Raw genomic sequence first — 23976 nt, forward strand, 5'->3', positions numbered from 1 at the left:
TGGAGGGCGCCAAGGGGTGGATGAGGGATAACGGGCATTGTAGGCCCAAGGAGCGGCGGCACGCGCTGGCGTGCCGCAGGCAGTGGAAGGCTCAGTCCTTCACGATCTGCGGCGCCCCGAAGCCCAGACCGGCAATCCGGCCGGCAAGTTCCGAGGCGCTGGCATGGTCCGGGGCCGGGACGCGCAGGCGCCACAGGGTGCGCCCGCCACTGACGATATCGCTGATGCTGGCCCCGGCGATGCCGGCCGAGGACAACTGGCCGAGCGCGCGCGTGGCATTGTCGCGGCTGGCGAAGCTGGCGACCTGCAGCAGCACGCTGCCGAGCACCTGCTGGGAGAGTGTCGCGCCGGGCGTCGGTGCCGGGCGCGCCGCGGGTGCGGCGGCGGGCAATGCGGCCACCTGCACCGGCGCACTGTCCACGCTGGCAGCCTGGGTGGTGGCGGGCTTGCCGGTGGCCACGCGCACGCCGTTGTCGCGCATCCAGTGATCGAAGTTGTCGGCGTTGCCCGGCTTGGCCGCATCGGCCACGCGATAGCGATACTGCTCGCCGGCCGGTTTGGCGGCGGCGGTCGCCGTGGCGGCCGGCAGCTTGCCGACCAGCGCATCCATCTCGCTGGCGCTGCGCACGGCGGCGCTGGGGGGCGCGGCGGCGGCGGCCGCAATCTCGCGACGCTCGCGGCGGCTGGGCTTGTCGGCCATCAGGTTGTCGTCGCCCGGGGCGAGCGCACGCACTTCCACATTGCCGGTGCCGCGCTGGGTGATGCCCAATCGCACGGCGGCGGCGTAACTGAGATCGACCACGCGACCCTCGTGGAACGGGCCGCGATCATTGACGCGCACGATCACCGATTCGCCGTTGTCCAGGTTGGTCACCCGGGCGAAGCTCGGCAGCGGCAGCGTCTTGTGGGCGGCAGTGAAGGCGTACATGTCGTACACCTCGCGGTTGGAGGTCAGCCGGCCGTGGAACTTGGCGCCGTAATACGAGGCGGTCCCCTTCTCGGCATAGCCGCGGGTCTTGTCCATCACCTGGTACTGCTTGCCCAGCACCACATACGGCGATTTGTTGCCGATCGGCGAGCGCGGCAGGTCGACCACTTCCGGCTCGGGGATGCAGGCCACGTTGGGGATGTAGGTCGGGGTGCTGTCATTCACGCCTGGCTTGTACAACCCGCCGGCGCGGTAATCGCCGCGCGTGCTCGGATCTTCCGCAGCGGCCTTGTAGGGGGAACCTTCGGGGCAATGCGCCGGACGCCCGCCTTTGCCCTGCACCACCGCGCCGGACGGCTTGCTGCTGCCGGCGCTGCTGGCACCGGGTTTCTTCGGCGCACTGCTGCAGGCGGCCAGTGCCAGTATCAACAGACCCGGGATCAGCCATCTGGAGCGTGCGATCGTGTTCATGCCGGCGGCAACTCCTGTCCGGCGATGGCCTGGGACAACTGGTACACGGCCATCGCATACATTTTCGAGAGGTTGTAGCGGGTAATCGCGTAGTAATTCTGGAAGCCCAGCCAGTACTGCTTGCCGGTGCTGCCTTCCAGCGTGATCGGGGTGGCGGTCAGGCCCGCCGCGACCGGCACGCTCGGCTGGTAACCACGCTGGGCCAGCTCGGACAGGGTCCAGGTGGGTGCCCATTCGGTCGGATTGAATTCTTCACGACCGGCCTGCAGCGTGGCCGGCACGGCGACCGGGCCACCACGGACCCAACCGCCCTTCTTGACGAAGTAGTTGGCGATCGACGAGAACACATCGTCGTAGCTGTTGAACAGGTCGCGACGACCGTCGCCGTTGCCGTCCACCGCATAGTCGAGGTAGCTGGAGGGCATGAACTGACCCATGCCCATCGCGCCGGCGTAGCTGCCCTTGATCGCGGTGATGTCCAGCTTCTCGTCGCGGGTCAGCGCGAACAGGCGTGACAACTCGTCGCGGAAGAACAACTCGCGGCGCACTTCGCGTTCGAGCTTGGCCGGGTCGCCGCTGCGCGGATACTTGAAGGCCAGCGTGTACAGGGCATCGAGCACGCGGTAGCTGCCGGTGTTGCCGCCATAGCTGGTTTCCACGCCGATGATCGCCACGATCACTTCGGCCGGCACGCCGGTGCGCTGCTGCACGCGCATCAGCTCATCGCGGTGCTGGGCGAGGAATTTCTTTCCCCCCTCGATCCGCGCCTGGCTGATGAACATCGGCCGGTACTCGTTCCACGGCTTGACCCGTTCGGCCGGACGCGACATCGCGGCGATGATCGGATCACGGATCTGCGCCTGGGCCAGGGTCGCCTCGATCTGCGCGGCGGGAATGCCATAACGGGCCGCGGTGTCACGCACAAAGTTGGCGCGGGCCACCTCGAACGGTACCGGGGTCAGGTCGACCGGGGCGGCATTGGCGCCGGCGGCCTCGGGGGCGGCTTCGGCCGGGCCTCTGTTGCCGGCAACCGGCGGCCTGACAGGGACACCCGAGGCCTGCGGCGTCGGTGAAGGAGTCTGCGGCTGGGTCGCACAAGCGACCAAACCGAGCGTGAGCATGCAGGCCAGGGAGCGTCGAATCATCGCGGCAGGTTAGCAGGTCATGGATGAATTAAAACCCCTAAGACCATGAATCTCAACGGATTGCCTGAGTTTGATCGTTACCGTTAAGGCCGCGTGTAGAGCGGCGCAGTGCCGTCGCCCATTCATCTCCCGTCGAAGTGCAACGCAACGCACGTCTCACTTGGAAGAGCACGCCTGACGCACAAGAGGTCTGCCGGTTGCGTCCCCATCCCCGCAGACGCAACCGGCGAAACCAGACCTGATCGGCAGCGGCGCGGCGCGCATCTCCCCAGCGCGCGCCTCGTCCTCTCCCTGTGAGGTCAACTACTCCCCGCCAGACTCCCCCTCCGCGATGCTTGGCTCAGCGCGTCGTTGTTGGCGGGCCGCCATTGTGCAGGCCGTATGCGACAAGTCCATTGATCGAGATCAAGTAGCTCCATATCTGTGCGCCACTTCTCACTTTTGTCGCCGCGCGTTGACAACGTTTGCACCTGAAACCGTTTCCGCCTGGATGCATGCGCACGGGCTTGCGCACGAATGACTCAGGTCGAATGCACCGGCTGGTGCTGTCGCGCCGCCATGACCAGGCCGAAACTGGCCAGCAGCGATACCGCCGAGGTGCCGCCATAGCTGATCAGCGGCATCGGCACGCCCACCACCGGCAACAGGCCGGAGATCATGCCGCCGTTGACCAGCACGTAGACGAAGAACACCAGGCCGGTGGTGCCCACCAACAGGCGCGAGTAACCACAGCGCGATTGGCTGGCGATCCACAGGCAGCGCGCGGTCACGAACAGGAACAGGCTGAGCACCACCGCCACGCCGATCCAGCCGAACTCTTCGGCCAGCACCGAGAAGGCGAAGTCGGTCGTGTACTCGGGCAGGAAATCCAGCGTGGCCTGGGTCCCTTGCCCCCAGCCTTTGCCGTGCATGCCCCCCGAGCCGATCGCGATCTTGGACTGGATGATGTTCCATCCGGTGCCCAGCGGATCGTTCTCGGGATACAGGAAGGTCAGCACGCGGTCTTTCTGGTACTGCCGCAGCAGACCGAACCACGCCAGCGGCGCGGCCACCGACAGCCCGCCCAGCGCCACGGCCATCCACCACCAGCGCAGTCCCGCCAGCAGCAGCGCGAACACGCCGCTGGCGGTCACCAGGGTTGCCGTGCCCAGGTTGGGCTGCAGCAGGATCAGCACCGCTGGCCCTCCGATCAGCACGGCGGCGGTCAGCACCGCACGCGGCCGCGGCGGCAACGGCTGCTTGTGCAGGTACCAGGCCATCATCATCGGCAGGCTGAGCTTGAGCAGCTCGGAAGGCTGCAGGTAGAACACGCCCAGGTTCAACCAGCGCTGGCCGTACTTGCCGGTGCCGACCACGTACACCGCCAGCAGCGGCAGCAGGGACAACGTGTAGATCCACGGCGACCACGCGCGCAGCTCCACCACCGGCAGCCGCGACAGCCCCCACAGGGCGGCAAGACCGGCCCCGTAACGCATTGCCTGCGCATGCACGGGTCCGTCCACGCTGTGCAGCACGGCCAGGCCGGCCACCATCAGCAGGCACAATGCGCCCAGCAGGGGCAGGTCCAGCGTACGGAGGAAGAAATGGAACACGGCGCGTGCGCGCTGCAGTAGTTCGACCATGCGGGCGACTCCTGTGGATGACGCGACGCACAGCAGGAGGCGACACGGCGAACAGAAAGCGGACCCGCTAGGAGGCGGGCCGGCGCGAGCGCAGGACCGTAACACGCGCGGGCACCCCAATCCTTAGCCGATACGTACCGCCGGGCCACGGCGCACGCATCGCACGCACTCAGCCGTAGCCGCCGTGCACCGGATTGTGGCGACGCACCGCCATCACCAGACCAAAGCCGGCCAGCAGCGACACCGCCGACGTACCGCCGTAACTGATCAGGGGCATCGGCACGCCGACCACCGGCAACAGACCGGAAATCATGCCGCCGTTGACCAGCACATAGACGAAGAACGCCAGCCCGGTCGCGCCGGCCAACAGCCGCGAATAGGTATCGCGCGACTGCGAAGCGATCCACAGGCAGCGCCCGATCACCACCAGGTACAACGCGAGCACGATCGCCACCCCGATCCAGCCGAACTCTTCGCTGAGCACCGAGAAGGCGAAGTCGGTGGTCTGTTCGGGAATGAAGTTCAGGTGCGACTGCGAGCCCTGGCCCCAGCCCTTGCCGTCGAAGCCGCCCGAGCCGATCGCGATCTTGGACTGGATGATGTTCCAGCCGGCGCCCAGCGCATCGCTCTCCGGGTCCATGAACATCATGATGCGGTCCTTCTGGTAGGGCCGCAGCAGCCAGAACCACGCCACCGGCGCGGCCGCGGCGACACCGCCCACCGCCACGCCCACCCACCACCACGGCAGGCCGGCCAGCAGCAGCACGAACGCACCACTGGCCGCGATCAGCACGCCGGTGCCGAAGTCCGGCTGCAGCATCACCAGCCCGGTCGGCACGCCGATGATCACCGCGCTGGTCAGCACCGTGGAAAAGCGTGGCGGCAACGGCAACCGGTGCAGGTACCAGGCCACCATCATCGGCAGGCTGACCTTGAGCAGTTCGGCCGGCTGCAGGTAGAACAGTTTCAGATCCAGCCACTGCCGACCGTATTTGCCGGTGCCGAGCACGAACACCGCGAGCAGCGGAAGCATCGAGATGGCATAGATCAGCGGCGTCGCCGACCGGATGCGCAGGATCGACACCCGCGAGATCGCCCACATCGCAGCCAGGCCGACCGCGAAGCGCGCGCCCTGCGCGAACACCAGACCATCACCGCCGGCGCTCTTGAGCACCGCCAGGCCGATCAGCATCAGTGCGCCCAAGGCCAGGCACAGCACCCAGTCCAGCGAGCTGCTGAAGCGGACGGCCATATCGACCGCCCAGCGCAGGAAGACCTTCATCGTGTCCGCTCCGGTGCGGTCGGGGGCGGCGTGGCACCGGGCACCGGTGCACCGGGTTCAGGCGCAGGCGCAGGCGCGGGCACGCCCACCACCACCGGCAGCAGCTCCAGCGCAGCGACGGCGGCATCGCCGGCTTCGCGCGCCGCGCCGTCGCCGCCATCGAAAGCGGTGATGCCGATCGCGGTGGTGCCGCGTTCGCTGTCCAGCGGCTCCAGGCCGTCGGGCATCTTGCCCAGCAGCCAGGCATCGAAAATCTTGCGCGCGATCGGTGCCGCCGCCGAACCGCCATAACCACCGCCCTCGACCGCGATCGCCACCGCGATCACCGGATGGTCGGCCGGTGCGAAGCCGACGAACAGCGCGCGGTGGCGCAGGTGCAGCGGCAGGCTGCGCGGATTCACCGCGGCCGTGCCGCGGCGACTGATCACCTGCGCGGTACCGGTCTTGCCGGCCATCACGTAGGGCGCGCCGGCCGCCGCACGCGCGCCGCTGCCGCCCGGCTGCATGGTGCCCATCATCCCTTCGCGCACGGCCTGCAGATTGCCCGGCGTGGGGCTGATCGGCTTGCTCTCGCCCGGCGGCGTGGCCGTCCAGTCCGCATCGAAGCCGGCGCGCTGCTGCATCACCAGATGCGGCTGGCGCAGCTGGCCATCGGCGATGCCGGCCACGCCATGCACCAGCTGCAGCGGCGTGACCTTCCAGTCACCCTGGCCGATGCTGACGTTGACGGTATCGCCGGGGTACCAACGTTCCTTGCGCGATTTGTACTTCGCCGCCGGCGAGGGCAGGATGCCGCCGATCTCGCCGGTCAGGTCGATGCCGGTCGGCGCACCGAACCCGTAATAGCCCATGTAGTGGTCGAAGCGCTCGATGCCCAGATCCAGCGCGAGCTTGTAGTAATACGTGTTGACTGACTGGGTGATCGACTTGCGCAGATCGGTCCAGCCATGCCCGCCACGATTGGCATCGCCCCAACCACGCGAGGTGCCCGGCAGATAGAACATGCCGGTGGAGAGGATCTTGTCTTCCGGCCTGCGCACGCCGCTGTCCAGCCCGGCCAGGCCAATCAATGGCTTGATCGTGGAGCCGGGCGCGACGCCGCCGAGCACCAGGCGGTTGAACTGCGGCCGCGAGGGATTGTCGTTGAGCGCTTTGAAATCGGCATGCGAGATGCCGTTCACGAACAGATTGGGGTCGTACGACGGCAGGCTCACCATCGCCAGCACCTCGCCGGTGCGCGGGTCCATCGCCACCGCCGCACCCTCGAACTCGCCGAAGGCGGCGACCATCGCACGCTGCAGATCGGCATCGATCGACAGGCGCAGATCGCTGCCCGATTGCGCGGCGACCCGGCCGATGGTGCGGATCGCCCGGCCCTGCACGTTGGTCTCGACCTGCTCGTAGCCGACCTTGCCGCGCAGCTGCTGCTCGTAATACCGCTCCAACCCGGACTTGCCGATGTGGGTCAACGCGGCATTGCCCTCGCCCAGCATCTCCAGGTCCTTGTCATCGACCCGGCCGACGTAGCCGATGATGTGCGCGAACAGGTCGCCGTACGGATAGCGACGGGTCAGGTACGGCTCCAGCTCAACGCCGGGGAAGCGCCAGCGGTCCACGGCGAAGCGCGCCATTTCCTCATCGGTGACCCGCAGCTTGAGCGTCACCGGCAGGAAGCTGCGGCGCGCCTTGCGCGACTTGTTGAACGTCTCGATGTCTTCCGGGCTGAGCGCGAGGATGCTGGACAGGCCGGCCAGGGTGGCGTCCATGTCCTTGACCTTGTCCGGGGTGATGTCCAGGCGGAACGCGGGCACGTTCTCGGCCAGCAGGCGGCCGTTGCGGTCGTAGATCATCCCGCGCCCCGGCACCACCGGCCGCGGCTTGATCCGATTGGCCTCCGAGCGCGTGGCATAGATGTCGTGGTCCATCACCTGCAGCTTGAAGTACCAGCCGCCAAGGCCGAGCAGGCACACCAGCACGCCGAGGAAGCCCAGCGCGGCGCGGCGCCGGAACTGTTCGGCCTCGGCATGCGGATTCTTGGCCTGGCGGCGCATGTACATGTCAGCGCCCGCGTCGCCCGAAGCGCAGCGCGTCCAGCAGCACGAACACCAGCGGCCACAGTGCCATGCCCAGCAGCGGCGCCCACCAGTACGACCATGGCAGGGTCGGCTCGCCCACCACGATGTGCACCACCGCACTGACGATGCGGTCGTTGAACAGCAGGCCGCCGATCGCCAGGATCTGCTGGGACATCGGGAAGAAGCGGATCCGCGCGCGGAAGCGCTGCAGGATGAAGGTCAGGATCACCAACCGCAGCGCCTGCTCGCCGAGCACGCCGCCATACAGCAGATCGGCGATCACGCCGCTGGCAAACGCGATGCCCAGCCCGACCCGGTCCGGCGTTTCGATCACCCAGTAGGCCAGCACCAGCGCCAGCCAATACGGACGCAGTGGCTGCAGCAGCGCCGGCAACGGCAGCAGGCCGAGCAGCAGCGCCACCACCAGACTGACCGGCAGCACCCAGGGTTTGTCGCGCAGGCGGCTCATCGTTGTTCCTCCGGCGGCGTGGCGCCGGTTTCAGGCGCAGGCGCAGGCGACGCCGCGGCACGACGCGGGACCGTCACCGGGACCGGCGCGGCCGGGCCGGGCCGATTGGCCTGCGGCACGTTGGCCGGCGCGCTCGCCGGTGCGGTGCCCGGCGGGAGCGCGCCGCCTGCCGGACTACCGTCCTGCAGCGGCGCGGCGGCCGGGCCACCGGCTTCACCGGCGTCGCGGCGCAGGTTTGGCGGAAGGTGGATCGCTTCGCCCGGGCGCAGCAGCAGCACGTCGCGGCCACGGTCGAGCTGGGCGGCCGGCTTCAGTTCGCCGACCAGGAACGCATGCGTGTCATCCGGGCGCAGCGCGGTGATGCTGCCGACCGGGAAGCCGGCCGGGAAACGCCCGCCCAACCCGGAGGTGACGATCTCATCGCCGACTTCCACCCCGGCGCTGAGCGGGATGTCGCGCAGTTCCAGCTTGTCGCCGCGACCGTAGACGATCAGGCGCACGCCGTTGCGGGCCACGGTGACCGGCACCGCATGGTCGGGATCGGTGAGCAGCAGCACGGTCGCGCTGTTGCCGGTGGTGGCGATCACCTGGCCCATCAGACCACCGGCGTCGATCACCGCCTGGCCCACATGCACGCCATCACGGGTGCCGGCTGCCAGCACCAGGCGCTGGCGCACCGGGTCCAGGTCGATATCCAGGATCGGGGCGAGCTGCACGTCCAGGCCACTGCGTTCGGCCACGTTGAGCAGCTCGCGCAGCTGGGCGTTGTCCAGCGCGGCGGTCTGCAGCCGGGTCAGCCGCGCATTGGCGATCAGCAACTGGTTGCGCAGCTCGCGGTTCTCGCTGACCAGCTGGCCATGGCTGGCCGCGTTGTCCTTGACCTGGGTGCCGAGCCGGCCCGGCAGGCCGGCCAGCGCCCACACCGGCTGCACCAGCACGTTGGCCTGCGCGCGCAGGCGCGACAGCCAGCCGGCCTGGTCATCGAGCACGATCAGGGTGATGGCCAGGGCCAGGTAAGCGAGCAGGCGCAGCGGACTGGCGGCATCGCCCTGGCGGGAGGCTACGGGAGGACCGGCGTAAGGCGGCACAGGCGTCGACTGGGAAAAGTGTGAGTGAAGCGCGTTGCAGCACAGCGCAGCGGGAACAGCATGCGACAACGCCCCGGCGGGGCGATGCCCGGTGAGCAGCGCTCACCGGCATCACGCCGCAGAGGCGCGTCCACGATACACGGCCGGTACGGCTTACTCCGGCGCAAAGAACTCGTTGCCGTGCATGTCCACCAGCTCCAGCGCGCGACCGCCACCGCGGGCCACGCAGGTCAGCGGATCATCGGCCACCTGCACGTGCAGGCCGGTCTCTTCGGAGATCAGGCGATCCATGTCGCGCAGCAGGGCGCCACCACCGGTCAGCACGATGCCGCGTTCGGCGACGTCGGCGCACAGTTCCGGCGGGGTCTGCTCCAGTGCCAGCTTGACCGCGCTGACGATGCCCGACAGCGGCTCGTGCAGGGCTTCGAGCACTTCGTTGGAGTTGATCTTGATCATCTTCGGCACGCCCTCGGCGAGGTTGCGGCCGGAGATTTCCATTTCGATCACTTCCGCCTGCGGATAGGCGCAGCCCAGCTCCACCTTGATGCGCTCGGCGGTGGCTTCACCGATCAGCATGCCGTGGTTGCGGCGCACGTAGTTGGTGATCGACTCGTCGAAGCGGTCGCCGCCGATGCGCACGGAGGCCGAGTAGACGATGCCGTTGAGCGAGATCACCGCCACTTCGGTGGTGCCGCCGCCGATGTCGATGACCATCGAGCCGCGCGCCTCGGTGACCGGCATGCCGGCGCCGATCGCGGCGGCCATGGGCTCTTCGATCAGGAACACATCACGCGCACCGGCCTCCTCGGCCGATTCCTTGATCGCGCGACGCTCGACCTGGGTCGAGCCGGCCGGCACGCAGACCAGCACGCGCGGGCTCGGGCGCAGGAAGCGCGACTTGTGGACCTTCTTGATGAAGTGCTTGAGCATCGCCTCGGTGTAGGTGAAGTCGGCGATGACGCCATCCTTCATCGGGCGGATAGTGGTGATATGACCCGGGGTACGGCCGAGCATCTGCTTGGCCTCGGCGCCCACGGCAGCCACGAAACGGGTGCCACCGATGGCACGGTCCTGGCGCACGGCCACGACCGACGGCTCGTTCAGCACGATCCCCTGCCCACGGACGTAGATGAGGGTGTTGGCCGTGCCCAGGTCGATGGACAGGTCATTGGAGAACATGCCACGCAGTTTCTTGAACATCTGGGAGTTGATCCTGAGGGGTGTCGCGCCCAACGCGGGATGGCGAAAAAATGGGCAGAATTCGAGGCCGACAAGCCTAGCAATCCCCCTGTGCGCGAGCAAGAACAAATCTGGCCGAAAGCCAGCCTTCACGGCCATTCAGGCCAATCCGGACAGCCCGGGTTCTGGCCCAAAGCCGCCTCACCCGTTAACCTTTGCGCCGCAGGGCGCCGCAGGGCGCCGTTTCGTTGCCCGCCCGACGGGCCTCAGCCCCCCTTCCGCATAGGCCTTACTCGATGTCCGCTTTGATCTGTGGTTCTCTTGCCTTCGACACCATCATGGTGTTCCCGGACCAGTTCAAGAATCACATCCTGCCGGACAAGGTGCACATCCTGAATGTGTCGTTCCTGGTGCCGCGCATGCGTCGTGAATTCGGCGGGTGCGCCGGCAACATCGCCTACAACCTGTACCTGCTGGGTGGCGAGCCGATCCCGATGGGCACCGTGGGCTCGGACTTCGGCCCGTACCGCGAATATTTCCAGGGCCTGGGCATCGACCTGAGCCGGGTCAAGGTGATCGATGAGCTGTTCACCCCGCAGGCGTTCATCACCACCGACCACGACAGCAACCAGATCACCGCCTTCCACCCGGGCGCGATGATGCGTTCCTACGAGAACCACGTGAAGGACGTACCGGGCGTGACCCTGGGCCTGGTCGGCCCGGACGGGCGCGAGGGCATGATCCAGAATTCCCAGGAATTCTTCGAGGGCGGCGTGCCGTTCATCTTCGACCCGGGCCAGGCCATGCCGCTGTTCAACGGCCCGGAGCTGCGCACCTTCATCGAGCAGGCCGACTACGTCGTGGTCAACGATTACGAGTCCAACCTGCTGCAGGAGCGCACCGGCTGGGATGAAAAGGAGATCGTGAGCCGGGTCAAGGCCTACATCACCACCCGCGGCCCGAAGGGCGCGGTCATCCATACCCCGGAAAAGACCTATGACATCCCGCCGGCGCACGAGCGCCGCGTGGTGGACCCGACTGGCTGTGGCGATGCGTTCCGCGCCGGCCTGATCTACGGCATCGAGAAGGGCTACGACTGGCTGACCATCGGCCGCATGGGCAACCTGATGGGCGCGCTGAAGGTCGAGCACCCGGGCACCCAGAACCAGCGCTTCACGTTTGATGAGTTCAATGAGCAGTTCAAGCAGCAATTCGGGTACGCGCTGAGCGTTTGATCGCATTGCGATCAAACGCGGCCCACGATTCGCCAAAGCGAATCGCGGGTCCCAATTGCATTCCACCTCATCCCCCCGCCTTCGGCGCGCCCCCTTGAACATCAAGGGGGCTCTCCACCAGAGGGGAATCGGGGGGGATTGGGTAGAGCCGGGCCATGCCTGGCTGCTTTCCGGCTCCGCCGCGTGCGGGTTGTGCGGCAGGTACTTGTCCGGGGCGATCAGGCCGGAACCTGCTTTCCTTCCCATGTCGCCAGCACCTGCCCGCGATCGGCCAGGTGCCAGCAGGCCATGCCCGGCCAGGGGTTGTCCGGGGTGTTGACCAGCAACGTGCGGGTGCCGGCGGCACGGCCGCATTCCAGGTCGAAGCGGTAGTCGCCGACCATCACCACCTGGGCGGGATCCACCTGCCAACGCTCAACAAAGTATCGAAGGCCCGCCGGCGACGGCTTGGGCGCGGCTTCGTCGCGGCCGATGATGTCCTCGCGGGCGAAGACGTCGCCGACACCGATCGCCTGCAAGGTCACGTCGGCGAGTTCGCGCGCATTGCGGGTCAGGATGCCCAGCCGGCAGCCGTCGGCATGCAGCGCGCGGATCAGGGGACAGCGCCGGGGGCGGCCTGCGCCTCCCCGGCCAGCGCGCGTTCGTGTGCGAGCAGCCAGGCATGCTTGGCCATAGCCTCCTCGGTCGGCAGCGCGGCGAGGTGGGTCAGGATGTCGTCATCCGGTGGAATCGCGAGCTCGCGTTTGATGCGCTGGTGATGCGCTGGAAATCGTGCACCGCGACGGTCAGCGTGCCGTCCATGTCGAACACCCAGTGACGGATCGCCGCAAGCCCGCTCACTTCCACCGCTGCGGCATCCGGCTGGCATCCACGCCGCCGGTTTCGAACACGGCCGTGCGCGTGCCACCGGCCTTGACCGGGAACTCGATGCTGATCACCCTGGCCTTGCGCGCCAGGTTCCACAGCGCTTTCTGGTCGGTGATGAACATCGCGATCGCTTCATCGGTATCCGGACGCCAGGCGGCCATCGCGACTGGCTTGCCATCATCGACGGTCACCTTGACCTGGCACTTCGGGCAGCGGAAATCGCCGGCCTGCAGCACCAGGTAGGCGTGCCGTTTCCATTCGGGATGATCGCGGAAGACCAGCTGTACCGGCTTGGGGCCGCTGCCGTCCACGTCCACGCGGTCCTTGCTGTAGATCTGCGCCGAGGACTGGATGCCCTTGGTGCCGACCGGAATCTGGTTGTACTGCCACAGGGCCTGCAGACGGCGCGTTTCGCGCGCGGCTTCGGCCTTGGCCTTGACCTCGGCGTAGCCCGGTTCGATCCGGGCGGCGACGTCGGTGTCCTTGTACTGGTCCAGCAGCGAGCCACCGTGGATGCGGGCACTCTCCCAGTCCTGCGCGGCGACGGCCATGTCGTACTGCTTGGCCACGCCTTCGGCCTTTTCTTCCTGCTGCGCCTTGGCGGCGGCCGCAGCAGCCTGCTGCGCCTGGCGTTCCGCTTCGGGGTTGCTGCAGGCTGCCAGCGCGAAGGCGCAGGCCGCTACCAGGATCAGTCGTTTCATCGCGTGCTCCGTGTTGGACGATGGCGCCGGGGCGCCAGCGCCTACTTTATCGCCAAGCGGCGCATGCCGGTGCGGCCGCGATGGTGGCCTGCTTCACTTCGCGGCGGGCTGTCCTTCCCGCCACCAGTGGGTGGACGGTGCCGGCGCGCGGATGTCCAGACGTTCGCCCATGTGGGGGGCAGTCAGCGGCACGCCCTGTTCCTGCGCCAGGGTGGTGATGCGCTCGAACGGTTCGGTCCACGGGTGCAGGGCCAGATCGAAGGTGCCGTTGTGGATCGGCATCAACACCTTCCCACGCACGTCCAGATGCGCCTGCAGGCTCTGCTCGGGCTGCATGTGCACGTCCGGCCAGTCCTCACCGTAGGCCCCGGTTTCAATCATGGCCAGGTCGAACGGGCCGTAGCGCTCGCCAATGCGGGCGAAGCCATCGAAGTAGCCGGTGTCGCCGCTGAAGAAGATCCGGGTATGGCCGGTATCGATCACCCACGACGCCCACAGCGTGCGGTTGCCGTCGGCCAGGGTACGGCCGGAGAAGTGCTGGGCCGGCGTCGCGACGATCTTCAGGCCCTCCACGCGGGTGTCCTGCCACCAATCCAGCTGCACGACCTTCGCCGCCGGCACGCCCCAGGCGATCAGGCGGTCGCCCACGCCCAGCGCAGTGACGAAGTGCTGCACCTTGGGCGCCAGCGCCTGGATCGCGTCGTGGTCAAGGTGGTCGTAATGGTCATGCGAGATGATCACGCCGGTGATCGGTGGCAGTTCGTCGATCGTGAGCGGCGGCGCATGGAAGCGCTTGGGGCCCATGAACGACATCGGCGAGGCACGCTCGGAAAACACCGGATCGGTCAGCCAGAAGTGCCCGTCCAGCTTCATCAGCATCGTCGAGTGTCCCAGCCGCCACAGGCTGTCGTCGGGCGCGTCGAGCAGGGCCTGGCGGGTCAGCGCCTGCACCGGGATCGGCGCCAGCGGGCTGGCATCGGCCGGCTTGTTGAACAGGAAGCGCCACATCACCCCGACCGTGCGGAAAAAGCCGAAGTCGGTCTTGCCGGTGGGGTTGTGGAAACGCCCGTCGCCGAACTGCGGCGACTGGTCATAGGCGGCGGCCGGGCGGGCGCCGCAGGTCAACAGGCCAATGGACATGGCGATCAACACCGTCAGAAGGAGGAGGACACGAGGCAGGCGACGTTTCATGTGGGGCTTGCCCTGGAAAGTACACCTACCAGTTTACTTACCTTTCCCGAAAAGTAAACTGAACGGTGTAAAATAATTCCATGAGCACCCCCGATCGCCCCACCCGCCTGACCGACCGCAAACGCGAGGCCATCCTCGGTGCGGCCGTGGCCGAGTTCCGCGAATTCGGCTTTGCCGGCACCAGCATGGATCGCATCGCGGCCACCGCCGAAGTATCCAAGCGCACCGTCTACAACCATTTCGCCAGCAAGGATGAATTGTTCGCCGCCATCCTGTGGCAACTGTTCGAGGCCAGCCAGGCGCTGGATGTCGTGCCCTACGATCCGGCACGGCCGCTGCGCGAGCAGTTGCTGGTGTTCGCGGCACGCAAGATGCGCCTGCTCGACGACCCCGGCTTCATCGATCTCTCGCGGGTCGCGATGGCCGAACTGGTCCATGCCCCGGAGCGTGCGCGCGCGATGATGGACAAGCTGGCCGAGAAGGAAGAGGGCCTGACCGGCTGGATCCGCGCCGCCCAGGCCGACGGCCGGCTGCGCGCGGAGATGCCGCCGGCGGAGGCCGCGCATCAGTTGCAGGCGATGCTCAAGGCCTTTGCGTTCTGGCCGCAGATCACCTTCGGCCAGCCATCGCTCACGCCGGCGCAGCAGCACCAGGTGGTGCACGACTGCGTGGACATGTTCCTGGCGGTGCGCGCGGTGTGAGCACGGCCGCCGAGGCATGAAAAAACGGCGGGTTTCCCCGCCGTTTTTCGTTCAACCGATACGTCTGGCGATTACGGCTTGGCCGTGCCCGCCTCCGCCTTGTCCAGCATGTCCTGGACCGAGCCGGTGGTGATCGGGTGGTAGCCCGGCTTGGCCTTGGCGAAGGCCGCCTTGGCGAAGGCCAGGCCTTCCGGCGTCTTCACCAGTTCGGCGTAGATCGGCATGATCAGCTTGCGGCGGCCGACGCGCTCGATGAAGGCACCGGCGGCCTCGTTGGCTTCGCTGTAGCCGCTGCGGATCGTCAGCGGATACCAGCGCATCGCGATCTCGCCATTGGCGGTGCCGGTGAAGTGATAGGCCTTGTCCAGTGCGGCCAGCTTCTCGACCGGCAGGGTCTTGCCCAGGCCATCGATGAAGTGCACCCATTCCTGGGTGCCCCACTCGCCGGTGATCTGTGCATTCGGCAGCGTGTTGCTGCCCTGCCAGGCGATGCGGGCGGTATCGACGATGGAGAAGTTGCGCGAGCGGGCCTTGGTCGCGAACGACGGAATGCCCGGCTCGTCCAGCCATGCTTTCAGCTCGGCGTCGGTGACGGCGCCGGGCTTCTTGGACAGCAGGTTCTTCTTCAGGTACTCGATGAACTGGTCCGTGTTCGCGCTCTGGAAGGCGTGGTCATCGAACCAGCCACGCAGGAACGGATCGAAGGTGTCGCGGCCGAAGCGCTGTTCCAGGAACTGCAGGAACCACGCGCCCTTGACGTAGGCGACCTGGCTCAATGCCTCGTCCGGGTCACGCTCGCTCAGCGGTGGCAGCGCCAGGGCCTGGTCGGCCGGGCTCATGTCCTTCACTTCGGCAAGCAGATCGTTCTGGTCGATCTCGCGCTCCATCTCGGCCATCTCCTGGCCGTACAGCGCCTCGGTGATGCGGCCCTGCACATAGGTGGTGAAGCCTTCGTTGAGCCAGATGTCCTTCCAGCTGGCGTTGGTCACCAGGTTGCCCGACCAGCTGTGTGCCAGTTCGTGGGCGACCAGCGAGACCAGCGACTTGTCGCCGACGATCACGGTCGGGGTGGCGAAGGTCAGGCGCGGATTTTCCATGCCACCGAACGGGAACGACGGCGGCAGCACCAGCATGTCGTAGCGGCCCCAGCGGTATTCGCCGTAGAGCTTCTCGGCGGCGCCGATCATCTTTTCGGTGTCTTCGAACTCCTTGGCGGCCTTGCCGACCATGGTCGGTTCGGCCCACACGCCGGAGCGGCCGGAGATCGGCTCGAACACCAGGTCGCCGGCGGCGATGGCCAGCAGGTAGGACGGAATCGGCTGCGGCATCTTGAAGGTGTAATCACCATCACGCGCGGCCTTGGGATCGTTGTCGGCGCTCATCAGCACCATCACGTCCGGGCGCGAAACCACGTGCGCGCTGTAGGTGAAGCGCACGCTCGGGGTGTCCTGCAGCGGCACCCAGGAACGGGCGTGGATCGCCTGCGACTGACTGAACATGAAGGGCAGCTTCTTGCCCTCGGTCATCGACGGCTCCAGCCACTGCAGGCCCGAGGCGGTCGGTGCGGTGTGATACGTGATCACGACCTTGGCCGGCTGATCCGGCGTCTCGATGCTCAGCTTGCTGCCGAACACCTTGTCGGCCGGCGCCAGCACGAACGGCAGCGGCGCGGCCTTGCCGTCGGCGGCGATCGCCTCGACCTTCTCCACCGTAAGCTCGCGGGTGTCCAGCACCAGCTGCTTGGCGGCCTTGTCCTTCCACTCCAGCGTGTAGGTCGCGGTGCCGCCGATCTGCTTGCTGTCGAAATCCAGCTTCAGGTCCAGCGCGATGTCCTTGACGACGACCTTGTCCGGCTCGGCGTAGGAGCTTTCATCGTGGCTGCGGCTGTCGGCTTTCATGGCGGTGCTCGCCGGGGCGTTGGCAGTGGGATCGACGGTCGGAGCCGCCGGTTCTTTGGAGCAGCCGGACGCCAGGGCGACGGCCAGGGGAATCAACAGGAACGGAGATCGCATGAACTCGGGACCGATCAGGGTGAAACCACCAGTTTACCCCTGTCGCCGGCACCCGCGCAGGCCATGCGTGGCGGTTCGCGCATTCAGTCCTCGGCGCGCAGCAGCCGCCCGCCCCCGGCGTACTTGGCCCGGTACATGGCCGCATCGGCGCGCCGGTAGGCCTCGCGCAGATCATCGCCAGGACGGTAAAGGGCCGCGCCCGCACTCGCCCTGACCGGCGGCTCACCGGCATGCGCCGGTGCGGCCAGCTGGGCCAGCCAGCGGGTGACCCGCTCGCCGGCCTCGTTGCCGTCGGCGTGCACCGCCAGCAGGAACTCGTCGCCACCCCAGCGCCCGATCCAGTCGGGGCCGCGCAACCAGAGCCGGGCCGTCTCCACCAGCCGCACCAGCACCTGGTCGCCGGCCAGGTGGCCGTGGGCGTCGTTGATCGGCTTGAGGTTGTCCAGGTCGACCACGAACAGGGTCAGCGGGCGTGCCTGTTCGCCCGCCCACGCGGCCGAATCGGCCAGCGCCTGCTCGCAGCCGCGCCGGTTCAGGGCCTGGGTGAGCGGGTCCAGCAGCACGCTGCGGCGCAGATCGCGCAGGCCGGCGTCGACGCCATGCAGGTTGCGGTTGATGCTGCGCAGCAACCGGCCGATTTCATCGTGGCCCAGATCCGGCAGATGCGGCAGGCGCTGCTCATCGTAGTAGGCCTCCAGCGCATCGGCGGCCTGGCGCAGCGGTGCCATCAGGCGGTACAGCGCCATCATCGCGATCGCGGTGCCGAGCAGCGTGGCCAGCAGCACCACCCCGACCACGGTCCACATCATCCCGCGCTCATAGTGGCCGGTGGCGGCCATCCACAGCAGCAGGACCAGCAGCGGGACGTGCAGGCCAAGGAACACCACCGCCATCAGCTTGGCGGTGAACGAGCGGGGAAACACACGGGCAAGCCCGCGGTAGAGACGCATGGCAGGCCCTCTTCGACAGCCTGCCTGCAGTGTGGCCGAGCCCCCTCAGCGGGAACCGGACCTCTGTCTCAAAGTTTGTAGCCGGAGTGGATCGAAACAATGCCGCCGGTCAGGTTCTTGTAGTGGCAACGCTCGAAACCGGCCTCGGCCATCATGGTCTTGAGCTGCTCCTGCGGCGGATGCTTGCGGATGCTCTCGGCCAGGTACTGGTAGCTGTCGCCATCACGCGCGAACAGCTGGCCCAGCTTCGGCAGGATCTTGAACGAGTGGAAATCGTAGATCGGCTTGAACCAGTCCGCAGTGACCTCGGAAAACTCCAGCACGCGCGCCTGGCCGCCCACCTTGAGCACCCGGTGCATCTCGCGCAGGCCGGCTTCCTTGTCGGTGACGTTGCGCAGGCCGAACGCGATCGTGACCAGATCGAAGCTGGCATCCGGGAACGGCAGCGCCTCGGCGTTGCACTGCACGTAGTTCAGGCCTGCGACCAGCCCGCGGTTGGTCAGCCGGTCACGGCCCACCGAGAGCATGCCGGCGTTGATGTCGCCGAGCACCACTTCACCCTCATCACCTACCCGATCCTTGATCAGCGCGGCGATGTCGCCGGTGCCGCCGGCCAGGTCGAGCACACGGTCGCCCGGCTTCACCTGCGCGGTGGCGACGTAGTAGCGCTTCCACGCCCGGTGGATGCCCAGGCTCATCAGATCGTTCATCAGGTCGTAGCTGCGCGCGACCGAGGTGAACACTTCGCCCACCAGCTTCTGCTTGTCCTTCGCAGCGACATCGCGGAAGCCGAAATGGGTGGTGCCAGTCTTGTAGGGGGATTCGCTCATGGGGACGATTATCGCACCGCCGGCGCCGTTGCGGCAGGCTGCCCACTATCATGAAGGCCTTCACGTCCCTGGATTGCGCATGATCACCACCCCCGACTACGCCGCCCTGCTTGAAACCGCCATCGCCGAAGCCCGCCAGGGCCTGGCCGAAGGCGGCATCCCGATCGGCGCTGCGCTGTACCACAACGACGGCCGCCTGCTCGGCTGCGGCCACAACCGCCGCGTGCAGGAAGGCGACCCCTCCGTGCACGGCGAGACCGACGCCTTCCGCAAGGCCGGCCGCCAGCGCCGCTACCAGGACACCATCATGGTGACCACCCTGGCCCCGTGCTGGTACTGCAGCGGGCTGGTGCGCCAGTTCAACATCGGCACGGTGGTGGTCGGCGAGTCGGTCACCTTCCAGGGCGGCATCGATTGGCTGCGCGACAACGGGGTCAAGGTGATCGACATGCAGAGCCAGGCATGCATCGACCTGCTCGGCGGCTTCATCAGCGCCCATCCCGAGGTCTGGAACGAAGACATCGGCGAGTAAGCGCGACCGATTCCGCGCGGATCCGCGTTGACGTTGCCCGCGCGATGCCGAAACGCAGCGCGCGGGTACGGCAACGTTCTGAATGCTTCAGTGAGCGGGCCGGGCCGCAACGCCCTGTGCCGTGGGTGTCTGCGGGTGATGCCGTCACGCGCCGACGACGGACGCCGGACACCGCGAACACGCCGCACTAACAACCCCGCTGCATGAACGTCTTAAGGTGGTCGCACAGGGGGCACCATCGTCGAGGAGACGTCATGCATGCCCGAACCCGCCGCACCTCCTCCGTCGAACCCGAGCTGACCGATGCCTGGGAACGACTGCAGGTGCACTACGCACGCCACCACAACGCCGCGCCATTCTGGGACGCCTACCAGGCGATCCAGGATGAGTTGACGCGGTCCCATCCGCATCATCGCGTCGCGGTCTGCAACCGGCTGGCCACCCTGGCCGAGCGCCTCGGCGTCGTCCACCACGCGCATCTGCTGGGCGAGCACCGTAGCGAAAGCCGCCACACCGGCTCCACATCGCCATGACACCGCTTGCACCGCGCTCTACCCCATCATCCAGATTCCCTTCTTCCCATATTGAAGTGACCATGTCCTCCGCCCAGATCTCCATCCCTGCCGTCATCGATGTCGACGCCGAAGTCAGCTACTGGCGCCAGCGTCATGCCGACGGCAACCTCGGGACGGGCTCGTTCGGCCATTACGTGCCGTGGATCAAATTCGCCTGCGATTCGCTGATCACGCAACCGCGTGCCAGCGATGAGCAGCGCGATGAAATGTTCCAGACCCACTACGCGCTGCAGATCATGCCGCGCCTGTCCGAAGAACAGGCACGCCAGTTCGTCGATCAGTGCTGGGAACACATCTACCATGCCGGCCGCCAGGACCTGTCCTCGCGCCCGCGGCTGCATGCCCGCGCCTGACCCACGCCGGCTGCACAGCGCCTGCACGGCGCCCCGCCAATGATGCAGGCACCTCGGCTCTTCCCTGTCGTGCCTCATGAAACTGCGCAGCCTCTTCAACCTTGTCGCCAAGAAGGCGTCCTACGCGGCGGGAACGCCGTGGACCTTTCTGGCGGCGGTCACCATCGTGGTGATCTGGGCCTTGAGCGGGCCGATCTTCGCGTTCAACGACACCTGGCAGCTGGTGATCAACACCGGCACCACCATCATCACCTTCCTGATGGTGTTCCTGATCCAGCACAGCCAGAACGCGGACACCGCCGCGATCCAGATCAAGCTCGATGAGCTGATCCGCGCGACGAAAGAAGCCAACAACGAACTGCTGGACCTGGAAGAGCTGGACGAAGAGCGCCTGGAAGAAATCCGCCGCGAATACGAACGCATGGCACGCGAAGCCGGCAATGCGCTGGACCGCGCACGGCGCTGCCATGGTGATGGCCGCGCCGACGACCCATGAGGGGCGCGGATGCGACCGGCTGGCCGCACCCGCGCAGACTCACCCGCGCTCGTGCCAACCGCCGCCGAGCACCTTGTACAGCGCCACCTGGTTGGACTGCTGCGCCAGCTGCGTGCTGACCAGCGACTGCCGCGCCGTGTAGGCCGTCCGGCGTGCATCGAGCAAGGTCAGGAAGCTGTCCAGACCGGCGTCATAACGCGCCTGCGACAACCGCTGCGCTTGCTCCGCCGCGGCCACCAGCGCCTGCTGCGAAGACAACTGCGCATCCAGGCTTTCGTTGAGCGCCAGTGCATCGGCGGCCTCGCGGAAACCGGACTGGATCGCCCGCTCGTACTGTGCCAGCGCGATATCGCGGTCGGCCGTGGCCATGCCCAGGTTCGCGCGCAGCTTGCCGCCCTGGAAGATCGGCAGGTTCAGCTTTGGAATGAAGCTCCACGCGCGCGTGCCGCTGTCGAACAGGCCCGACAGCTCCGACGAGGCCGATCCGATGCTGCCGGTCAGGCTGATCGACGGGAAGAACGCCGCGCGCGCGGCACCGATGTTGGCATTGGCCGAGAGCAGCACGTGCTCGGCCGCCATGACGTCGGGCCGCCGCAGCAGCACATCGCCCGGCATCCCGGCCGGCAGCGGCCGCACGCTGGCGACCTCGGTCACCTCGGCCTGCGGCAGCAGCGTGGCATCGACCGGCCCACCGGCCAGCAGCACCAGTGCATTGCGGTCCTGGGCAACCTGCCCGGCGAAGCGCGCTACATCGGTACGCGCGGTTTCCACCAGGGTACGGGTCTGGCTCAGTTCCAGCGCCGAGGCACCACCGAGCTCCCGGCGTGCCTCGGTCAGGCGCAGCGAGTCCTCATACGTCGCCAGTGTCGCCTGGGCGATCCGCAGCTGTTCGCTGTCCGCGCCCAGGGTCAGCCACGCATTGGCCACCTCGGCCACCAGCGACAGCTGTGCGCTGCGGCGGTTGGCCGCCTCGGCGAAGTACTGCTGCAGCGCGGCCTGGCTGAGGTTGCGCACGCGGCCGAACAGATCCAGCTCGAACTCGACCACGCCGAGGTTGGCACTGAACTGTTCGGTCACGGGCGCGTCGCCGCCACTGCGCGTCATCTGCCCCTGCACGCCGACCGCCGGTACGCGATCCGCGCGCTGGATGCGGTACTGCGCCCGCGCACGCTCGACATTGAGCACGGCCACGCGCAGGTCGCGGTTGTTCTCCAGCGACTGGGTGATCACCGCCTGCAGGCGCGGATCGACGAAGAAATCGCGCCAGCCGATGTCGGCCACCTCAGTCGTCGCAGCGGCCTGCACCCCCGTCGTGGCCGCTCCCGGCCACTGCGAGGGAATCGCCGGGGCGGCTCCGGTGCTGCGCGGCTCCAGCGTCGAGCAGCCGGACAGCACCAGGCTCACGGCCAGCGCCAGGCTGGCCATCATGGGCTTACGCATCGGAACCTCCGGCATTCTTGCCGTACTTCTTGCGATTGAATACGCGCTGCACCACCACGAAGAACAGCGGGATGAAGAACACCCCCAGCAGCGTGCCGACCACCATGCCGCCCAGCACGCCGGTACCGATGGCCTGCTGTGCGCCGGAACCGGCACCGGAGGCGATCGCCAGCGGCAGCACGCCCAGGCCGAAGGCCAGCGAGGTCATGATGATCGGGCGCAGACGGTCGCGCACGGCATGCATCGTCGCTTCGATCAGGCCGGCGCCCTTCTCCAGGTTTTCCTTGGCGAACTCCACGATCAGGATCGCGTTCTTGCTGGTCAGGCCCACCGTGGTCAGCATCGCCACCTGGAAGTAGATGTCGCGCTCCATGCCGCGGAACGTGTTGGCCAGTACCGCGCCGAGGATACCCAGCGGCGCCACCAGCAGCACCGAGGTCGGCACGCTCCAGCTTTCATACAGCGCGGCCAGGCACAGGAACACGATCAGCAGTGACAGCGTATACAGCAGCGGTGTCTGCGAACCGGCCTGGCGTTCCTGGTAGGACAGCGCGGTCCACTCGATGTCGAAACCGACCGGCAGCTGCTTGGCGAGTTTCTCCACTTCGTTCATCGCATCGCCCGAGGCCACGCCCGCGGCGGGCTCGCCCTGGATCTCCATCGCGGACACGCCGTTGTAGCGTTCCAGGCGCGGCGAGCCGTAATCCCAACGCTGGCTGGCGAAGGCCGAGAACGGCACCATCTCCCCGGCAGTGTTCTTCACCGACCACAGGTTGAAGTCTTCCGGGTTCATGCGGAACGGCGCATCGGACTGCACATACACGCGCTTGACCCGGCCACGGTCGATGAAGTCATCGATGTAGCTGCTGCCCCAGGCCGCTGCCAGCGTCGTATTGACCGCCTCCAGCGACAGACCCAGCGCGCTGGCCTTGCCGACATCGATGTCGATGCGCAGCTGCGGCGTGTCTTCCTGCCCGTTCGGGCGCACGTTGGCCAGCAGCTTGCTCTGCCCGGCCATGCCGAGCAGCTGGTTGCGTGCATCCAGCAGCGCCTGGTGGCCGGCCCCGCTGGTGTCCTTCAGGAAGAAGGTATAGCCCGAACCGATACCCAGCTCCGGCATCGCCGGCGGCGGGAAGGCGAAGATGAAGGCATCCTTGATCCCGCCCAGCGCAGCCATCGCACGGCCGGTGATCGGCATCGCGCCCTGGTCGGCATCACGGTCCTTCCAGTCCTTGAGCTTGACGAAGGCCATGCCCGCGTTCTGGCCCATGCCTGCGAAGCTGAAGCCCTGCACCGAGAAGATCGACTCGATCGCGTCGGCCTCGTTCTCCATGAAGTGCTTTTCAAGCTTGTCGATCGATTCCAGGGTACGTTCCTGGGTGGCACCGACCGGGGTCTGCACCAGCGCCATCAGGATGCCCTGGTCTTCATTGGGCAGGAACGAGCTGGGCAGGCGCATGAACAGCAGGCCCATCACCAGTGCGAGCGCAGCGAATACCCCCATGAAGCGCCACGGACGGCCGAGGATGCCGCGCACGCCGCGCTGATACTTCGCGCTGGAGCTGTCGAAGCCCCGGTTGAAGGCGTTGAAGAAGCGACCCGACCAGCCCTTGTGGGCCACGTGGTGCTCGCCCTTCTTGAGCGGCTTGAGCATGGTGGCGCACAGCGCCGGGGTCAGCACGATGGCGACCAGCACCGACAGCGCCATCGCCGAGACGATGGTGGCCGAGAACTGGCGGTAGATGACGCCGGTAGCACCACTCATGAAGGCCATCGGCACGAACACCGCCGACAGCACCAGGCCGATGCCGACCAGCGCGCCGGTGATCTGGCT

At 67.3% G+C, this 23976-nt stretch carries 21 protein-coding genes and 1 pseudogene; 6 read left to right on the forward strand and 16 right to left on the reverse strand.

Features of this window, described 5'->3' with window-relative positions; genetic code table 11:
- Positions 1-91: 91 nt before the first annotated feature.
- From AC07WC_RS16450 to AC07WC_RS16485, 8 genes are all read right to left on the reverse strand, one after another.
- Positions 92-1399: a septal ring lytic transglycosylase RlpA family protein gene (locus AC07WC_RS16450; RefSeq protein ID WP_495210950.1), complete on the reverse strand. Its 1308-nt coding sequence runs from the start codon at positions 1397-1399 to the stop codon at positions 92-94.
- Complete coding sequence (mltB, locus tag AC07WC_RS16455) at positions 1396-2544, reverse strand: lytic murein transglycosylase B (protein ID WP_495210951.1); 1149 nt, start codon at positions 2542-2544, stop codon at positions 1396-1398. The genes AC07WC_RS16450 and mltB overlap by 4 nt, the downstream gene beginning before the upstream one ends.
- Before the next feature lie 521 nt (positions 2545-3065).
- Positions 3066-4166, reverse strand: a complete 1101-nt coding sequence (gene rodA / locus AC07WC_RS16460) for a rod shape-determining protein RodA (protein WP_495210952.1) — start codon at positions 4164-4166, stop codon at positions 3066-3068.
- 169 nt (positions 4167-4335) lie between these two features.
- Entirely contained in the window at positions 4336-5448 is a 1113-nt protein-coding gene (gene rodA, locus AC07WC_RS16465) for a rod shape-determining protein RodA (RefSeq protein WP_495210953.1), read from the reverse strand.
- A complete protein-coding gene (gene mrdA, locus AC07WC_RS16470; RefSeq protein WP_495210954.1) occupies positions 5445-7505 on the reverse strand; it encodes a penicillin-binding protein 2 in 2061 nt (686 codons plus the stop codon). Before mrdA ends, rodA (AC07WC_RS16465) begins: the two co-directional genes overlap by 4 nt.
- A 1-nt stretch (position 7506) precedes the next feature.
- The gene (gene mreD / locus AC07WC_RS16475; RefSeq protein WP_019186042.1) at positions 7507-7992 is read right to left on the reverse strand and encodes a rod shape-determining protein MreD; all 486 of its coding nucleotides are present in this window, start codon (positions 7990-7992) and stop codon (positions 7507-7509) included.
- The gene (gene mreC, locus AC07WC_RS16480) at positions 7989-9080 is read right to left on the reverse strand and encodes a rod shape-determining protein MreC (RefSeq protein WP_495210955.1); all 1092 of its coding nucleotides are present in this window, start codon (positions 9078-9080) and stop codon (positions 7989-7991) included. The genes mreD and mreC overlap by 4 nt, the downstream gene beginning before the upstream one ends.
- Positions 9081-9233: 153 nt before the next feature.
- Positions 9234-10280: a rod shape-determining protein gene (locus AC07WC_RS16485; protein ID WP_495210956.1), complete on the reverse strand. Its 1047-nt coding sequence runs from the start codon at positions 10278-10280 to the stop codon at positions 9234-9236.
- A 275-nt stretch (positions 10281-10555) separates the two neighbouring features.
- Here AC07WC_RS16485 and AC07WC_RS16490 point away from each other — a divergent pair, with 275 nt between their 5' ends.
- Positions 10556-11494, forward strand: coding sequence for a carbohydrate kinase family protein (locus AC07WC_RS16490; protein ID WP_495210957.1), 939 nt, complete (start codon positions 10556-10558; stop codon positions 11492-11494).
- Positions 11495-11712: 218 nt separating this feature from the next.
- Here the strand turns inward: AC07WC_RS16490 and AC07WC_RS16495 are convergent.
- The 3 genes and pseudogenes from AC07WC_RS16495 to AC07WC_RS16505 form a co-directional block, all read right to left on the reverse strand.
- A pseudogene (locus tag AC07WC_RS16495) lies at positions 11713-12295 on the reverse strand (HAD family hydrolase).
- Between the two features lie 35 nt (positions 12296-12330).
- Positions 12331-13062 (reverse strand): hypothetical protein, encoded by a 732-nt coding sequence (locus tag AC07WC_RS16500; RefSeq protein ID WP_495210958.1) that lies wholly within the window; start codon positions 13060-13062, stop codon positions 12331-12333.
- Between the two features lie 93 nt (positions 13063-13155).
- Positions 13156-14202 carry an MBL fold metallo-hydrolase gene (locus AC07WC_RS16505; RefSeq protein ID WP_495210959.1) on the reverse strand — a complete coding sequence of 349 codons (1047 nt, stop codon included), beginning with the start codon at positions 14200-14202 and terminating at the stop codon, positions 13156-13158.
- A gap of 131 nt (positions 14203-14333) precedes the next feature.
- Here AC07WC_RS16505 and AC07WC_RS16510 point away from each other — a divergent pair, with 131 nt between their 5' ends.
- Positions 14334-14954 (forward strand): TetR/AcrR family transcriptional regulator, encoded by a 621-nt coding sequence (locus AC07WC_RS16510; RefSeq protein ID WP_495210960.1) that lies wholly within the window; start codon positions 14334-14336, stop codon positions 14952-14954.
- Positions 14955-15025: 71 nt separating this feature from the next.
- Here AC07WC_RS16510 and AC07WC_RS16515 read toward each other — a convergent pair whose 3' ends face one another.
- From AC07WC_RS16515 to ubiE, 3 genes are all read right to left on the reverse strand, one after another.
- Positions 15026-16966 (reverse strand): M1 family metallopeptidase, encoded by a 1941-nt coding sequence (locus tag AC07WC_RS16515; RefSeq protein WP_495210961.1) that lies wholly within the window; start codon positions 16964-16966, stop codon positions 15026-15028.
- Between the two features lie 83 nt (positions 16967-17049).
- Positions 17050-17916: a GGDEF domain-containing protein gene (locus tag AC07WC_RS16520; protein WP_495210962.1), complete on the reverse strand. Its 867-nt coding sequence runs from the start codon at positions 17914-17916 to the stop codon at positions 17050-17052.
- 68 nt (positions 17917-17984) lie between these two features.
- A complete protein-coding gene (gene ubiE, locus AC07WC_RS16525) occupies positions 17985-18746 on the reverse strand; it encodes a bifunctional demethylmenaquinone methyltransferase/2-methoxy-6-polyprenyl-1,4-benzoquinol methylase UbiE (RefSeq protein WP_495210963.1) in 762 nt (253 codons plus the stop codon).
- A 79-nt stretch (positions 18747-18825) separates the two neighbouring features.
- Between ubiE and AC07WC_RS16530 the strand changes: the two genes are divergently transcribed.
- The 4 genes from AC07WC_RS16530 to AC07WC_RS16545 all read left to right on the forward strand — a co-directional run bounded on the left by AC07WC_RS16530 (position 18826) and on the right by AC07WC_RS16545 (position 20702).
- Positions 18826-19278, forward strand: a complete 453-nt coding sequence (locus AC07WC_RS16530) for a nucleoside deaminase (RefSeq protein WP_495210964.1) — start codon at positions 18826-18828, stop codon at positions 19276-19278.
- 254 nt (positions 19279-19532) lie between these two features.
- Complete coding sequence (locus tag AC07WC_RS16535) at positions 19533-19811, forward strand: hypothetical protein (protein ID WP_495210965.1); 279 nt, start codon at positions 19533-19535, stop codon at positions 19809-19811.
- 62 nt (positions 19812-19873) lie between these two features.
- On the forward strand, positions 19874-20206 hold the full coding sequence (locus AC07WC_RS16540) for a hypothetical protein (RefSeq protein WP_495210966.1): 333 nt from the start codon (positions 19874-19876) through the stop codon (positions 20204-20206).
- Between the two features lie 76 nt (positions 20207-20282).
- Entirely contained in the window at positions 20283-20702 is a 420-nt protein-coding gene (locus AC07WC_RS16545; RefSeq protein ID WP_495210967.1) for a low affinity iron permease family protein, read from the forward strand.
- Between the two features lie 39 nt (positions 20703-20741).
- Here AC07WC_RS16545 and AC07WC_RS16550 read toward each other — a convergent pair whose 3' ends face one another.
- Both AC07WC_RS16550 and AC07WC_RS16555 read right to left on the reverse strand, forming a co-directional pair.
- Positions 20742-22142, reverse strand: coding sequence for an efflux transporter outer membrane subunit (locus tag AC07WC_RS16550; protein WP_495210968.1), 1401 nt, complete (start codon positions 22140-22142; stop codon positions 20742-20744).
- A partial coding sequence (locus AC07WC_RS16555) for an efflux RND transporter permease subunit (protein WP_495210969.1) occupies positions 22135-23976 on the reverse strand: 1842 nt, incomplete at its 5' end. The genes AC07WC_RS16555 and AC07WC_RS16550, both read right to left, overlap by 8 nt.

This window comes from Stenotrophomonas sp. GW821-FHT01H02A, from assembly GCF_059422145.1.

Bases quoted from the DNA above. Each gene is read 5' to 3' on its own strand.
- AC07WC_RS16545 (WP_495210967.1), top strand. From the start codon at position 20,283: ATGAAACTGCGCAGCCTCTTCAACCTTGTCGCCAAGAAGGCGTCCTAC.
- AC07WC_RS16450 (WP_495210950.1), bottom strand. From the start codon at position 1,399: ATGAACACGATCGCACGCTCCAGATGGCTGATCCCGGGTCTGTTGATA.
- AC07WC_RS16530 (WP_495210964.1), top strand. From the start codon at position 18,826: ATGATCACCACCCCCGACTACGCCGCCCTGCTTGAAACCGCCATCGCC.
- mltB (WP_495210951.1), bottom strand. From the start codon at position 2,544: ATGATTCGACGCTCCCTGGCCTGCATGCTCACGCTCGGTTTGGTCGCT.
- AC07WC_RS16485 (WP_495210956.1), bottom strand. From the start codon at position 10,280: ATGTTCAAGAAACTGCGTGGCATGTTCTCCAATGACCTGTCCATCGAC.
- AC07WC_RS16520 (WP_495210962.1), bottom strand. From the start codon at position 17,916: ATGCGTCTCTACCGCGGGCTTGCCCGTGTGTTTCCCCGCTCGTTCACC.
- AC07WC_RS16490 (WP_495210957.1), top strand. From the start codon at position 10,556: ATGTCCGCTTTGATCTGTGGTTCTCTTGCCTTCGACACCATCATGGTG.
- mreD (WP_019186042.1), bottom strand. From the start codon at position 7,992: ATGAGCCGCCTGCGCGACAAACCCTGGGTGCTGCCGGTCAGTCTGGTG.
- rodA (WP_495210952.1), bottom strand. From the start codon at position 4,166: ATGGTCGAACTACTGCAGCGCGCACGCGCCGTGTTCCATTTCTTCCTC.
- AC07WC_RS16550 (WP_495210968.1), bottom strand. From the start codon at position 22,142: ATGCGTAAGCCCATGATGGCCAGCCTGGCGCTGGCCGTGAGCCTGGTG.
- AC07WC_RS16540 (WP_495210966.1), top strand. From the start codon at position 19,874: ATGTCCTCCGCCCAGATCTCCATCCCTGCCGTCATCGATGTCGACGCC.
- AC07WC_RS16500 (WP_495210958.1), bottom strand. From the start codon at position 13,062: ATGAAACGACTGATCCTGGTAGCGGCCTGCGCCTTCGCGCTGGCAGCC.
- rodA (WP_495210953.1), bottom strand. From the start codon at position 5,448: ATGAAGGTCTTCCTGCGCTGGGCGGTCGATATGGCCGTCCGCTTCAGC.
- AC07WC_RS16515 (WP_495210961.1), bottom strand. From the start codon at position 16,966: ATGCGATCTCCGTTCCTGTTGATTCCCCTGGCCGTCGCCCTGGCGTCC.
- ubiE (WP_495210963.1), bottom strand. From the start codon at position 18,746: ATGAGCGAATCCCCCTACAAGACTGGCACCACCCATTTCGGCTTCCGC.
- AC07WC_RS16535 (WP_495210965.1), top strand. From the start codon at position 19,533: ATGCATGCCCGAACCCGCCGCACCTCCTCCGTCGAACCCGAGCTGACC.
- mrdA (WP_495210954.1), bottom strand. From the start codon at position 7,505: ATGTACATGCGCCGCCAGGCCAAGAATCCGCATGCCGAGGCCGAACAG.
- AC07WC_RS16505 (WP_495210959.1), bottom strand. From the start codon at position 14,202: ATGTCCATTGGCCTGTTGACCTGCGGCGCCCGCCCGGCCGCCGCCTAT.
- AC07WC_RS16510 (WP_495210960.1), top strand. From the start codon at position 14,334: ATGAGCACCCCCGATCGCCCCACCCGCCTGACCGACCGCAAACGCGAG.